General features: G+C 45.5%; 9 protein-coding genes, 8 tRNA genes and 2 rRNA genes. 17 read left to right on the forward strand and 2 right to left on the reverse strand.

The features are described 5' to 3' along the window. The first annotated feature begins 172 nt into the window (after nucleotides 1-172). The 10 genes from MKY77_RS01360 to MKY77_RS01405 all read left to right on the forward strand — a co-directional run bounded on the left by MKY77_RS01360 (nucleotide 173) and on the right by MKY77_RS01405 (nucleotide 4,216). Nucleotides 173-3,104: ribosomal RNA gene (locus MKY77_RS01360) — 23S ribosomal RNA — on the forward strand. A gap of 122 nt (nucleotides 3,105-3,226) precedes the next feature. Then, a 5S ribosomal RNA gene (gene rrf, locus MKY77_RS01365) occupies nucleotides 3,227-3,343 on the forward strand. A 9-nt stretch (nucleotides 3,344-3,352) separates the two neighbouring features. Next, nucleotides 3,353-3,427 (forward strand) — tRNA-Asn (locus tag MKY77_RS01370). Between the two features lies 1 nt (nucleotide 3,428). Continuing rightward, nucleotides 3,429-3,502 (forward strand) — tRNA-Thr (locus tag MKY77_RS01375). Between the two features lie 15 nt (nucleotides 3,503-3,517). After that, nucleotides 3,518-3,592: transfer RNA gene (locus MKY77_RS01380), tRNA-Glu, on the forward strand. A 57-nt stretch (nucleotides 3,593-3,649) separates the two neighbouring features. Next, a tRNA-Val gene (locus tag MKY77_RS01385) sits at nucleotides 3,650-3,725 on the forward strand. Nucleotides 3,726-3,733: 8 nt separating this feature from the next. Beyond that, nucleotides 3,734-3,817: transfer RNA gene (locus MKY77_RS01390), tRNA-Tyr, on the forward strand. A gap of 142 nt (nucleotides 3,818-3,959) precedes the next feature. Further along, nucleotides 3,960-4,034, forward strand: a tRNA-Gln gene (locus MKY77_RS01395). A 2-nt stretch (nucleotides 4,035-4,036) separates the two neighbouring features. Further along, nucleotides 4,037-4,109: transfer RNA gene (locus MKY77_RS01400), tRNA-Lys, on the forward strand. A gap of 34 nt (nucleotides 4,110-4,143) precedes the next feature. Continuing rightward, nucleotides 4,144-4,216, forward strand: a tRNA-Ala gene (locus MKY77_RS01405). Between the two features lie 138 nt (nucleotides 4,217-4,354). On the opposite strand, the gene MKY77_RS01410 is transcribed toward MKY77_RS01405, so the two are convergent. Beyond that, nucleotides 4,355-4,546 carry a hypothetical protein gene (locus tag MKY77_RS01410; protein ID WP_342515619.1) on the reverse strand — a complete coding sequence of 64 codons (192 nt, stop codon included), beginning with the start codon at nucleotides 4,544-4,546 and terminating at the stop codon, nucleotides 4,355-4,357. Between the two features lie 84 nt (nucleotides 4,547-4,630). Here MKY77_RS01410 and rocF point away from each other — a divergent pair, with 84 nt between their 5' ends. Continuing rightward, nucleotides 4,631-5,533: an arginase gene (gene rocF / locus MKY77_RS01415; protein ID WP_339148440.1), complete on the forward strand. Its 903-nt coding sequence runs from the start codon at nucleotides 4,631-4,633 to the stop codon at nucleotides 5,531-5,533. Between the two features lie 201 nt (nucleotides 5,534-5,734). On the opposite strand, the gene MKY77_RS01420 is transcribed toward rocF, so the two are convergent. After that, complete coding sequence (locus tag MKY77_RS01420) at nucleotides 5,735-5,938, reverse strand: aspartyl-phosphate phosphatase Spo0E family protein (protein WP_342515620.1); 204 nt, start codon at nucleotides 5,936-5,938, stop codon at nucleotides 5,735-5,737. A gap of 159 nt (nucleotides 5,939-6,097) precedes the next feature. On the opposite strand from MKY77_RS01420, the gene sigW reads away from it, so the two are divergent. The 6 genes from sigW to glmS all read left to right on the forward strand — a co-directional run bounded on the left by sigW (nucleotide 6,098) and on the right by glmS (nucleotide 13,781). Then, nucleotides 6,098-6,661 (forward strand): RNA polymerase sigma factor SigW, encoded by a 564-nt coding sequence (gene sigW / locus MKY77_RS01425; RefSeq protein WP_237665218.1) that lies wholly within the window; start codon nucleotides 6,098-6,100, stop codon nucleotides 6,659-6,661. Between the two features lie 20 nt (nucleotides 6,662-6,681). Beyond that, on the forward strand, nucleotides 6,682-7,311 hold the full coding sequence (locus MKY77_RS01430) for an anti-sigma factor (RefSeq protein WP_339148442.1): 630 nt from the start codon (nucleotides 6,682-6,684) through the stop codon (nucleotides 7,309-7,311). Between the two features lie 314 nt (nucleotides 7,312-7,625). Then, entirely contained in the window at nucleotides 7,626-8,447 is an 822-nt protein-coding gene (cdaA, locus tag MKY77_RS01435; RefSeq protein ID WP_237665224.1) for a diadenylate cyclase CdaA, read from the forward strand. Continuing rightward, nucleotides 8,440-9,693 carry a YbbR-like domain-containing protein gene (locus MKY77_RS01440; protein WP_339148443.1) on the forward strand — a complete coding sequence of 418 codons (1,254 nt, stop codon included), beginning with the start codon at nucleotides 8,440-8,442 and terminating at the stop codon, nucleotides 9,691-9,693. Before cdaA ends, MKY77_RS01440 begins: the two co-directional genes overlap by 8 nt. A 20-nt stretch (nucleotides 9,694-9,713) precedes the next feature. After that, nucleotides 9,714-11,060: a phosphoglucosamine mutase gene (gene glmM, locus MKY77_RS01445; protein WP_339148444.1), complete on the forward strand. Its 1,347-nt coding sequence runs from the start codon at nucleotides 9,714-9,716 to the stop codon at nucleotides 11,058-11,060. A gap of 915 nt (nucleotides 11,061-11,975) precedes the next feature. Further along, entirely contained in the window at nucleotides 11,976-13,781 is a 1,806-nt protein-coding gene (gene glmS, locus MKY77_RS01450) for a glutamine--fructose-6-phosphate transaminase (isomerizing) (RefSeq protein ID WP_342515621.1), read from the forward strand. Nucleotides 13,782-13,809: the final 28 nt, after the last annotated feature.

Genomic DNA, 13,809 nt, shown 5'->3' on the forward strand with positions numbered 1-13,809 from the left:
AGTTTTGAGAGAGCATTCTCTCTAAATAGGCAATTCTTACGAATTGTCATAGTTGTTCCTTGAAAACTAGATAATGTAACTAATATCAAGATATTCACAAAATATCGTTCATCTTAGTAATTTTCTTATAGATATCATCGCTGATATCGACACATGACCAATTTTGGTCGACGGTTAAGTTATTAAGGGCGCACGGTGGATGCCTTGGCACTAGGAGCCGATGAAGGACGGGACTAACACCGATATGCTTCGGGGAGCTGTAAGTAAGCTTTGATCCGGAGATTTCCGAATGGGGAAACCCACTGCTCGTAATGGAGCAGTATCTTTACCTGAATACATAGGGTAATGAAGGCAGACCCGGGGAACTGAAACATCTTAGTACCCGGAGGAAGAGAAAGCAAACGCGATTTCCTGAGTAGCGGCGAGCGAAACGGAATTAGCCCAAACCAAGAGGCTTGCCTCTTGGGGTTGTAGGACACTCAACATGGAGTTACAAAGGAACGGGGTAAATGAAGCGATCTGGAAAGGTCCGTCATAGAAGGTAAAAACCCTGTAGTTGAAACTTCGTTCCCTCCTGAGTGGATCCTGAGTACGGCGGGACACGAGAAATCCCGTCGGAAGCAGGGAGGACCATCTCCCAAGGCTAAATACTCCCTAGTGACCGATAGTGAACCAGTACCGTGAGGGAAAGGTGAAAAGCACCCCGGAAGGGGAGTGAAATAGATCCTGAAACCGTGTGCCTACAAGTAGTTAGAGCCCGTTAATGGGTGATAGCGTGCCTTTTGTAGAATGAACCGGCGAGTTACGATCCCGTGCAAGGTTAAGTCGAAGAGACGGAGCCGTAGCGAAAGCGAGTCTGAATAGGGCGAATGAGTACGTGGTCGTAGACCCGAAACCAGGTGATCTACCCATGTCCAGGGTGAAGTTCAGGTAACACTGAATGGAGGCCCGAACCGACTCACGTTGAAAAGTGAGCGGATGAGGTGTGGGTAGGGGTGAAATGCCAATCGAACCTGGAGATAGCTGGTTCTCTCCGAAATAGCTTTAGGGCTAGCCTCATGTGTTAGAGTCTTGGAGGTAGAGCACTGATTGGACTAGGGGTCCTCATCGGATTACCGAATTCAGTCAAACTCCGAATGCCAAAGACTTATCCATGGGAGTCAGACTGCGAGTGATAAGATCCGTAGTCAAGAGGGAAACAGCCCAGACCGCCAGCTAAGGTCCCCAAGTATACGTTAAGTGGAAAAGGATGTGGAGTTGCTTAGACAACCAGGATGTTGGCTTAGAAGCAGCCACCATTTAAAGAGTGCGTAATAGCTCACTGGTCGAGTGACTCTGCGCCGAAAATGTACCGGGGCTAAACGTATCACCGAAGCTGCGGACTGTTCTTACGAACAGTGGTAGGAGAGCGTTCTAAGGGCGTTGAAGCTAGACCGTAAGGACTGGTGGAGCGCTTAGAAGTGAGAATGCCGGTATGAGTAGCGAAAGAAGGGTGAGAATCCCTTCCACCGAATGCCTAAGGTTTCCTGAGGAAGGCTCGTCCGCTCAGGGTTAGTCGGGACCTAAGCCGAGGCCGAAAGGCGTAGGCGATGGATAACAGGTTGATATTCCTGTACCACCTCCACTCCGTTTGAGCAATGGGGGGACGCAGAAGGATAGGGTAAGCGCGCTGTTGGATATGCGCGTCTAAGCAGCAAGGCTGAGAAGTAGGCAAATCCGCTTCTCATTAAGGCTGAGCTGTGATAGCGAGGGAAATATAGTACCGAAGTTCCTGATTTCACACTGCCAAGAAAAGCCTCTAGCGAGGAGTATGGTGCCCGTACCGCAAACCGACACAGGTAGGCGAGGAGAGAATCCTAAGGTGAGCGAGAGAACTCTGGTTAAGGAACTCGGCAAAATGACCCCGTAACTTCGGGAGAAGGGGTGCTCTGTTAGGGTGTTAAAGCCCGAGAGAGCCGCAGTGAATAGGCCCAGGCGACTGTTTAGCAAAAACACAGGTCTCTGCGAAGCCGTAAGGCGAAGTATAGGGGCTGACGCCTGCCCGGTGCTGGAAGGTTAAGGGGAGAGGTTAGCGCAAGCGAAGCTTTGAACCGAAGCCCCAGTAAACGGCGGCCGTAACTATAACGGTCCTAAGGTAGCGAAATTCCTTGTCGGGTAAGTTCCGACCCGCACGAAAGGCGTAACGATCTGGGCACTGTCTCAACCAGAGACTCGGTGAAATTATAGTACCTGTGAAGATGCAGGTTACCCGCGACAGGACGGAAAGACCCCGTGGAGCTTTACTGTAGCCTGATATTGAATTTTGGTACAGCTTGTACAGGATAGGTAGGAGCCTGAGAAGCCGGAGCGCTAGCTTCGGTGGAGGCGTCGGTGGGATACTACCCTGGCTGTATTGAAATTCTAACCCGCAGCCCTTATCGGGCTGGGAGACAGTGTCAGGTGGGCAGTTTGACTGGGGCGGTCGCCTCCTAAAGAGTAACGGAGGCGCCCAAAGGTTCCCTCAGAATGGTTGGAAATCATTCGCAGAGTGTAAAGGCACAAGGGAGCTTGACTGCGAGACCTACAAGTCGAGCAGGGACGAAAGTCGGGCTTAGTGATCCGGTGGTTCCGCATGGAAGGGCCATCGCTCAACGGATAAAAGCTACCCCGGGGATAACAGGCTTATCTCCCCCAAGAGTCCACATCGACGGGGAGGTTTGGCACCTCGATGTCGGCTCATCGCATCCTGGGGCTGTAGTCGGTCCCAAGGGTTGGGCTGTTCGCCCATTAAAGCGGTACGCGAGCTGGGTTCAGAACGTCGTGAGACAGTTCGGTCCCTATCCGTCGTGGGCGCAGGAAATTTGAGAGGAGCTGTCCTTAGTACGAGAGGACCGGGATGGACGCACCGCTGGTGTACCAGTTGTCTTGCCAAAGGCATAGCTGGGTAGCTACGTGCGGACGGGATAAGTGCTGAAAGCATCTAAGCATGAAGCCCCCCTCAAGATGAGATTTCCTTTTACTTCGGTAAGTAAGATCCCTGAAAGATGATCAGGTAGATAGGTTCGAGGTGGAAGCATGGCGACATGTGGAGCTGACGAATACTAATCGATCGAGGACTTAACCCAACAATGATGAAATAAGAGAACGATATGAATATCTTGATACGAACACATTATCTAGTTTTGAAGGAACAAGAAAGTTGAAAAACTTCTTGATTTTCTTTCTCAATTTTGTATAATATTATTTGTCTGGTAATGATGGCGAAGAGGTCACACCCGTTCCCATACCGAACACGGAAGTTAAGCTCTTCAGCGCCGATGGTAGTTGGGGGATCTCCCCCTGTGAGAGTAGGACGTTGCCAGGCTAGTATTGTTCCACCATAGCTCAGCGGTAGAGCATTCGGCTGTTAACCGAAGGGTCGTAGGTTCGAATCCTACTGGTGGAGCCATGCTTCCATAGCTCAGTTAGGTAGAGCACTTCCATGGTAAGGAAGAGGTCACCGGTTCGAGCCCGGTTGGAAGCTTATACAATAAAAATTGGCCCGTTGGTCAAGCGGTTAAGACACCGCCCTTTCACGGCGGTAACACGGGTTCGAATCCCGTACGGGTCACCATAGTTTTTTCGCGCAGCGAAAATAACTTTCCTTTTAAATAAATATATTTATTACATTGGAGGATTAGCTCAGCTGGGAGAGCACCTGCCTTACAAGCAGGGGGTCGGCGGTTCGATCCCGTCATCCTCCACCATATCCCTTGGAGGGGTAGCGAAGTGGCTAAACGCGGCGGACTGTAAATCCGCTCCTTCGGGTTCGGCAGTTCGAATCTGCCCCCCTCCACCATTCAACTTCGAAATGAAAATTCCGGAGTTTTTGTTTGAAATCGTGTATAAACTTTCTTTAACTAGAGATAATAAGTGAAGTTATTCAACCTGGCATTTTGGGTATGAAATACATAAAGTTTATACAAAAAAAATTTCAATAATGGGCTATAGCCAAGCGGTAAGGCATCGCACTTTGACTGCGACATGCGTTGGTTCGAATCCAGCTAGCCCAGCCAACGTGCCATTAGCTCAGTCGGTAGAGCATCTGACTTTTAATCAGAGGGTCGAAGGTTCGAGTCCTTCATGGCACATCTTTTTTATACAAGCTTTATTATTACATCATAAGGGGCCTTAGCTCAGCTGGGAGAGCGCCTGCTTTGCACGCAGGAGGTCAGCGGTTCGATCCCGCTAGGCTCCACTTTCTAATAAAGTTTAAGTCATAGACCTTTGGGTTTATGGCTTTTTTGTTTGTCTTCTGGCCATTTAAGTATCTAAAGAAGTATCTAAACACTTATAGAATATATGAAATGATACTTGGTGCGAAATCGGGCGATAATTAAATTAATCCGGGCTTTTTTAAAAAAATACGGGCGAAAAACTCAGTAAAATGGGCGATTCCAATAAAATGGTTTTCCACATACCCTCTGGACTCAAGAGCTAGCTTAACGGCTTTCCCTTCCTTCTCAGCCATCCCGTCCTTAGCACCATATAAAACGGGCAGTAATAATTCGACAATTCCAAACTGCATATATATTCAAAACTATGTCGAGTTGAGTCATCTCTTGTTTTCGCTATACAATAGAAGTAGATTACAAAAAGGGGGACACGATTCATGAAGAAGGATATTAGCATTATTGGAGTACCAATGGATTTGGGTCAAACACGTCGCGGAGTGGATATGGGTCCCAGCGCAATCCGTTATGCGGGGGTAGTAGAGAGATTGGAAAGGCTGGCACACAGTATTGAGGATTTAGGGGATATTGAAATTGGCAGCAGGGAAAGATCAGATGAAGCTGAAAGCAATTTGAAGAATTTGAAAGCGGTTGCGGAGGCAAGTGAAAACCTTGCATCAAAAGTGGATGAAGTAGTCACTCAGGGTAAATTCCCTTTAGTATTGGGAGGGGACCACAGTATAGCCATTGGAACAATTGCTGGACTTGCAAAGCATTATCCTAACTTGGGCGTCATCTGGTATGATGCGCATGGAGACTTGAATACTGGGGATACATCACCATCAGGTAACATTCACGGGATGCCGTTAGCTGTAAGTCTAGGACTTGGTGATCCAACACTGACCAATATTGGTGGGTATGGTACTAAGATTAAACCGGAAAACATTGTGATCATCGGAGCTAGATCACTTGATGAGGGAGAGAAAGTACTCATTAAGGAAAAGGGGATTAAAGTATTTACGATGCACGAGATAGACAGGCTAGGGATGACTGCGGTTATGGAGGAAGCCATTGCATATTTGAAGGAGCAAGGGGCAGATGGTGTTCACCTCTCCTTAGACCTGGATGGCTTGGACCCGCATGATGCACCTGGCGTGGGTACACCTGTACTTGGTGGAATTTCTTACCGGGAAAGTCATTTGGCAATGGAGATGTTGGAAGAGGCTGATATTTTGACTTCAGCAGAGTTTGTGGAAGTTAACCCGATTCTCGATGAGCGTAATAAAACAGCGACGGTGGCTGTTGCTCTGATGGGTTCATTATTTGGGGAAAAGCTCCTGTAAATAAAACGGTTTTTTCGTAAACTTTGTTCCTTTTACGAACTTATCAATCAACCGTTATATTCCCTACTTTCGTACTTTATTCTCTGTAATACTATATCTACTTCATGTAAATTTTAGAGTATGGGTGCAGTAGTAAAAAGTCTTTTTTCCAAGCAACAATCTTTGAGAAAGAGCCAAATAAAAAAACACCAGCAACTTTTATCAGGAAGTTGCTGGTTTTCGTTTTATTTGTAAATATAAGTATTGGTTTATCAATGAATCAAGCGAGGTGCTCGCATCAATTACTTCTTTGGATTGTAGATGGTTGGAGGAGGAAAGTCGAATCATTTCTTCTCTTTTTCGCTCAATAGCTTCTTGTAAATGGACGGTAGCATGGACTGCCAATGTAAAACACCCCTTATTCATTAGGCTTCAAAACTAATCCTAGTAGTTTTTACCCTCTTTTATCCTTTTTCAAACCAATTTTAGTAAAAATTTGTTAGAATATATTTTAGAAAGAAAAATGAAACCTTTTACGGCGAAGGCACGTATTACTAGTCGACCGCCAGACATCGGGGGAACGGAATGGAAGAGCTAATCAGAAAAAGAATAAAGCAAATAAAAAAGGGCGATCAGGATGCGTTTGCGGAAATCGTGGAGATATTTAAAGATAAAATCTATCAGCTTGTGTACCGGATGATCGGTAATTCACACGAAGCGGAGGATATTGCGCAGGAAGCTTTTATTAGGGCATATATCAATATCAATAGCTTTGATGTTAACCGGAAGTTTTCTACGTGGCTCTATCGAATTGCAACGAACTTAACGATCGACCGTATTCGTAAAAAGAAGCCAGACTATTATTTAGATGCAGAGGTCGCAGGGACAGAGGGATTGACGATGTATTCCCAAGTGGCTGCAGATATTGCCCTTCCTGAGGAGGAAGTGGAAACGATGGAGCTTCAAGGAGAAATCCAGCGTCAAATCTTGAAGCTTCCGGACAAGTACCGCTCGGTGATTGTGCTAAAATATATCGACGAGCTTTCGTTAATTGAGATCAGTGAAATACTGGAGATTCCAGTAGGAACGGTAAAAACCCGTATTCATAGAGGGCGAGAAGCGCTTAGGCAGCAATTGCGCCATGTTTAATTCTGGAGGTGTAAGTAAAAATGAGCAGATGTCCGGAACAAATCGTCCAGTATATGCATGAGTATTTAGATGGTGATTTAGATAAAGAACAGGAAAAGGAACTTAAAGCGCATCTCCACGAATGCAAGGAATGCCTTAAAGTTTTCCACGAGCTGGAGAAGGCAATTGCGCTTGTGCAGAGTACCTCTCACATATCTGCACCAAATGATTTCACGCAAAAAGTGATGAGCAGTTTACCAAAAGAAAAGAAAACCATTGGCTGGAACCGTTGGATGCGTTCGCACCCACTGTTTGTAGCTGCCGCCATTTTCTTTATTTTGATGGCAGGGAGCCTCTTCGGGGGCTGGCAGGAGGATAAATTCGCCTTCACCAACCAGCCGAACCTTGTCGTTCAGGATAATACCGTGATTGTTCCCGAGGGGGAAGTTGTAGAAGGGGATGTTGTGGTCAAAAACGGTAATATCCGCGTTGAAGGGGAAGTCAGGGGAAACGTGACGGTCATCAATGGTGAAGTGATCAATGGAGAAAACTATCTTGCTTCTGCCGGACAGGTAACAGGTGACATAGAGGAAATCAACCAAATATTTGAATGGATTTGGTTCACCATGAAAGACGGCTTCAAGAAGGCTGTCGATGTCTTCAACGATTAAAAGAAGAATAGCAATTCACTTACCATAGCAATAACCTTAGTGATCGCAGTGGAAGAGACGACATGGGAGCCCCCGCCCTTTGGATAAGCGAAGCGCCTGAGACGGAGATCATCAGCTGAATAAAAGTCTAAGATGCTTGAAATACTCAAGCATCTTTTTATATTTCAGGGAGATTATAATAATATTGCAAATCATGATTTACAGGGCCATTTCTACTTGATTATCAAAAATATGCTATAATGACATGGTTACGGTTTTCGTACTTGATACATAAATCTTGTACTGTTAAAGGAAGTGTGAGGATGCCTTTTGAAATACCTTTTGGAGATATGCCATATTTAAGTTACCTGGCAAATATAGTTGATATTTTGCTGGTTTGGTTTGTTATTTATAAGCTTATCATGGTCATCCGTGGGACAAAGGCGGTTCAGCTGTTAAAAGGAATAACAGTTATAGTGGTTGTAAGGATCATTAGTAGCTTCTTGGGATTAAGCACCTTGCAATGGCTGATGGACCAAGCGTTGACCTGGGGATTCTTGGCGATCATCATCATCTTCCAGCCTGAGCTTCGACGTGCCCTTGAGCAATTGGGTCGAGGGAAACTGTTCTATAGAAGCGGTGTGGATGATGAAGAAGAGCATGCCAAGATGATGGAAGCAGTCGTGAAATCTGTTCAATACATGGCAAAGCGCCGTATTGGAGCACTTATTTCAATTGAAAGAGAAACCGGAATGGGAGATTACATAGAAACGGGTATTCCGTTACATGCAAAAGTATCCTCCGAGCTTCTCATCAATATTTTCATACCGAATACGCCACTTCATGATGGTGCGGTAATTTTACAAAAAAGCAAAGTATCTGCTGCAGCATGTTACCTGCCATTGTCCGAGAGTCCTTTTATATCCAAGGAACTGGGAACAAGGCACAGAGCGGCATTAGGAATCAGTGAAGTAACAGATAGTCTTACAATTGTCGTGTCGGAGGAGACAGGAAATATCTCCGTTACGAAGAACGGCGAACTGCACCGCGATTTAGAACCTGATATATTCAGTGACCTGTTGATGAAGGAAATGGATACAAGTATAAAAACAACATCTTCAACTCGCTGGCAGTGGAGGGGGAAAAAGGATGGATAAGTTTATCAATAACCGTTGGGTGATGAAAATTATCGCATTGTTGATGGCCTTTATGCTGTACATGTCCGTTAACATCGAAAATACTTCCACACAGCAGCGAACTAACACCACTCCTCCACCGTTTTCGGGATCCAATGATGTGGAAACAGTGACCGATGTCCCTGTGGAGTCTTACTATGACCGTGAGAACCTCGTCGTTACCGGAGTTCCACAAAGTGTAGCGGTGACCCTTGAAGGCCCGACTGCAACGGTTAAGCCTGCTGCGCTGCAGAAAGATTTTGAAGTGTTCGCAGACCTTTCCGATTTGGGGGTAGGGACACACCAAGTGACCCTGCAGCATCGTAATCTATCAGATAGATTAAGCGTTACGATTGAGCCGGCTATCGCATCTGTGACGATTCATGAAAGAATCTCGAAGGACTTTCCGGTGGATGTTGATTTTATTAACAGAGGCCAGATGGAAGAAGGTTACCAAACAGAACAGCCAATCGTGAAACCGAATATCGTAAAGGTAACAGGTTCACGTGAATTGATTGAAAGCATTGCCCTTGTGAAAGCTCGTGTGGATTTAAAAGGTGTCAATGAGTCTGTGGAACAACAATCGCGTGTCACCGTATATGACAGGGAAGGAAACTCTTTGAATGTGGAAGTGGAACCTGCTGTGGTGGACGTCAATGTCCCGGTTACTAGCCCCTATAAATCCGTTCCTTTGAAGATTAATCGAAAAGGATCACTTGGAGAGAACTTGAGCATCACCAAAGTGGAAGCAGTACCGAACGAAGTGACCGTGTATGGGCCGAAAAGTGCCATAGACAAGCTTGAGTTCATTGATAATATAGATTTGGATTTAACGGAGATAACAGAAAGCACAACCGTTGAAGTGGATGTTCCTGTACCGGACGGTGTAAAACGGATGGTACCGGAGAAAATCAAAATCAACGTGGAAGTGGAAAAAGAAGAACAAAAAACATTTACAAACGTACCTATCCAATTTATCGGCCTTACAGAAGGATTGGAGCTTGAGTTCATTGACCCAGAAAGCGGGTTATTAGACCTGACAGTCCTAGGGTCCCCGAGTGTCCTTGAGACCGTCAACAGCACCGATATGGAGATGTATGTCAATGTGACTGATTTGAATGCGGGAGAGCATGAAGTGCCTCTTGAAATAAATGGTCCACAAAATGTTTCGTGGGACCTGCCAAAAAGAAATGTAAAGTTCAGATTGATAGAAGAAACTAATGAGTAGTAAAAGGAGAGATTTACGAAATGGGTAAATATTTTGGAACGGATGGAGTGCGCGGGGTAGCGAACTCGGAATTAACGCCTGAATTGGCATTTAAAGTAGGACGTTTGGGTGGATATGTGTTAACAAAGGATCAGACCCGTCCAAAAGTGTTGATCGGCCGCGATACACGTATTTCAGGACATATGCTTGAAGGTGCGTTAGTGGCAGGATTACTTTCCATTGGTGCAGAAGTTATGCGCTTGGGTGTTATTTCGACTCCAGGTGTTGCGTACCTGACAAAAGCATTGGGTGCCCAAGCTGGTGTGATGATCTCTGCTTCTCATAATCCGGTGGCGGACAACGGAATCAAGTTTTTCGGACCGGACGGTTTCAAACTTTCGGACGAGCAGGAAGCAGAAATTGAAGCATTGATGGACGAAGAGACAGATAGCCTTCCACGTCCAGTCGGCGCTGACCTAGGTCAAGTGAACGACTATTTCGAAGGCGGACAGAAATACCTTCAATTCCTAAAACAAACAGTGGATGAGGACTTCTCCGGCATTCATATTGCCCTAGATTGTGCACATGGCGCGACATCTTCTCATGCGACACATCTTTTTGCAGATCTTGAGGCGGACATCTCTACGATGGGATCTTCTCCTAACGGATTGAACATCAATGACGGTGTCGGTTCTACTCACCCAGAGGCACTTGCAGAATTAGTGCTGGAAAAGGGAGCGGATATCGGTCTTGCATTTGATGGCGATGGCGACCGCATCATCGCAGTCGATGAAAAGGGACAAATTGTCGACGGCGATCAGATCATGTTCATCTGTGCAAAATACCTAAGTGAGCAAGGACGCCTACGTCATAACACAGTCGTTTCCACTGTCATGAGCAACCTTGGCTTCTACAAAGCATTAGAGGCGAATAATGTGGAAACAAAGCAAACAGCAGTCGGTGACCGTTATGTAGTAGAAGAAATGAAGAACGGTAATTACCTTCTTGGCGGGGAACAATCCGGCCACATCATCTTCCTTGACTACAACACAACTGGTGACGGCATGCTAACAGGCCTTCAGCTTGTAAACATCATGAAGTTGACGAAAAAGAGCCTATCCGAGCTTGCTGGTGAAATGACAAAGTTCCCTCAACTTCTTGTGAACATCAAAGTAACGGACAAGCACCGTGTAACAGAGAACGAGAAAGTGAAAGCTGTCATTGAAGCAGTAGAAGCAGAAATGAACGGCAATGGCCGCATCCTAGTGCGTCCTTCCGGTACAGAGCCACTTGTACGTGTCATGGCCGAAGCTCCAACACAAGAGCAATGCGATGAGTACGTAGAACGTATTGCTGCTGTGGTGCGCACGGAAATGGGTACGGAATAATCGATAGAGTTAACGAGAAAGATATGCATATACCGCACTTTATGAGCGGTGGATGCATATCTTTTTATATGGCCAGGGTTTTTTGGTGTCGATGGTGAAGACTTGTTCTGTGGTGGAGGCGTTTGGTGATTTTATGACCGCCGGTTTGGCCGGAATGCATGGGAAGATTGCTCGGAACGAACGAAATAACGCAAATGTCCGAAGTTTTGCCGATCTTGTCCGAAGATTTGGGAAAGTTGTCCAAAGATTTTGCGTTCTTGTCCGAAGATTGGCTGTAAATGTCCGAACGAAATTTTGAAATGTCCAAAGACCGTAGATTCTTGTCCGAACCATGCCTATCAATTGTCCGAACAAATGCCCTAAGCCTTACTGAAATGTCCGAACCTAACAGAAAAATGTCCGAATGCTTTCTTTACCACTCAAATTTGCTCTTTTTCACAAAAATGAGCATTACTTTGAGTGTGATCCTGACCCAATAACCGAGCTTGCCACCCAATTCAATTATGCCACAGGCTGCATACACCAAAATGCCACACTCTCCTTTGCATAATTTGGTAAAACCCCACATATTTGTTGACGAATTGGGGTATGGAAGGTAAGATATTATTTGTTGCTATTCAAGAACGGAAAGGAGCATTAAAGTCCCACAATAACTATATATACAAAGCGCCTGAACTAAGCGACGGACGAAACAATGCTTAGTTGACGAGGAGGAGGTTTATCGATCTATCGGCGGATGCCTCCCGGTTGCCAATCACAACCGACTCTAGGGAGCAGTTTAAAACATAAAGGCAACTTTATGTACAAAGACTGTTACTATGATTACAAAATTATTTTATAGGTAATGTGGGGGCAAGACTGTCCCCTTCTATGGTGTGCTTTCTTGTCCCTGCAACTCTAGGGAGGAAACTATTTATGTGCGGAATCGTAGGATATATCGGAACACAGGATACAAAGGAAATTCTTTTAAAAGGTCTAGAAAAGCTTGAATACCGTGGGTATGACTCTGCTGGTATCGCAGTAATGAACGATGGCGGCGTACACGTATTCAAGGAAAAAGGCCGTATTGCGGACCTTCGCGAAGTAGTGGACCAAACTGTTTCTGCAACAACTGGAATCGGTCACACTCGCTGGGCAACTCATGGTGTACCTAGCCAAGTAAATGCGCATCCACACCAAAGCACGTCTGGTCGTTTTACACTTGTACACAACGGAGTTATCGAGAACTATTCACAATTAAAGCGCGAACACTTACAAGGTGTAGAGCTAGTAAGTGAAACTGATACAGAAGTAGTCGTACAGATCATCGAGAAATTTGCTAACGAAGGACAGCATGTGGAAGAAGCGATGCGTCGTACTCTTTCCATCCTAAAAGGTTCTTATGCGATTGCCCTACTGGACAACGAAGATCCAGAAACAATCTATGTAGGAAAAAACAAGAGCCCGTTACTGGTTGGGGTAGGCAAAGGTGACTTCAACGTAGTGGCAAGTGACGCAATGGCGATGATCCAAGTAACAGACCAATTCGTTGAGCTGATGGACAAAGAGATGGTTATCGTAAAGAAAGAAGCGGTAACAATCAAAAAGCTGAACGGAGAAATCGTTGAGCGTGCTCCATATACAGCTGAACTTGATGCAAGTGATATCGAAAAAGGCACATACCCACATTACATGTTAAAAGAAATTGATGAGCAACCATTAGTAATTCGTAAGCTCATCCAAAAATACCAAAACGAAAACGGCGAGTTGACGATTGATGAGGACATCATCAATGCAGTGAAACAATCTGACCGCCTTTACATCGTGGCAGCAGGAACAAGCTACCACGCAGGCCTTGTTGGAGCGCAAATGATTGAAAAGCTTGCAAAGGTACCTGTAGAAGTACACGTAGCAAGTGAGTTCAACTACAACATGCCAATTTTATCTGAAAAACCGCTATTCATCTTCATTTCTCAAAGTGGAGAAACAGCGGACAGCCGTGCAGTACTTGTACAAGTAAAAGAGTTGGGCTACCCAGCACTAACTGTTACAAACGTGCAGGGATCCACACTATCCCGTGAAGCGGATTTCACCTTGCTACTTCATGCAGGCCCTGAGATAGCGGTAGCATCTACTAAAGCATACACGGCGCAACTAGGCGTTCTGTCCATTTTCGCAGCTGTATTAGCTGAATCGAAAGGGCACAACCTAGAATTCGACCTTGTGCAAGACCTGGGAATCGTTGCAAACGCAATGGAAGTACTTTGTGACGCAAAAGAAGAATTTGAGGACATCGCTCGCAAATTCTTGGCAACAACAAGAAACTGCTTCTTCATCGGCCGTACAATGGACTACTATGTTGGTCTTGAAGGTGCATTGAAACTAAAAGAAATCTCCTACATCCAAGCAGAAGGATTTGCTGGAGGAGAATTGAAGCACGGAACGATTGCCCTAATCGAAAATGGTACACCAGTTATCGCCATCTCCACACAAGAACAAGTGGACCTATCCATCCGTGGTAACGTGAAAGAGGTAGTAGCACGCGGTGCAAACCCTTGTATCATCTCCATGAAAGGCCTAGAAACAGAAGAAGATAGCTTCGTTGTACCACAAGTGAACGAACTGCTATCTCCACTAGTTTCTGTTATTCCGTTGCAGCTGATCTCTTACTACGCAGCACTTCACAGAGACTGTGACGTAGATAAGCCACGTAACCTTGCGAAGAGTGTTACAGTGGAATGATTCTGTAGAGTGACAACACTACTATGTT

Source organism: Sutcliffiella sp. FSL R7-0096 (assembly GCF_038595065.1).
GTDB lineage: Bacteria > Bacillota > Bacilli > Bacillales > Bacillaceae_I > Sutcliffiella_A.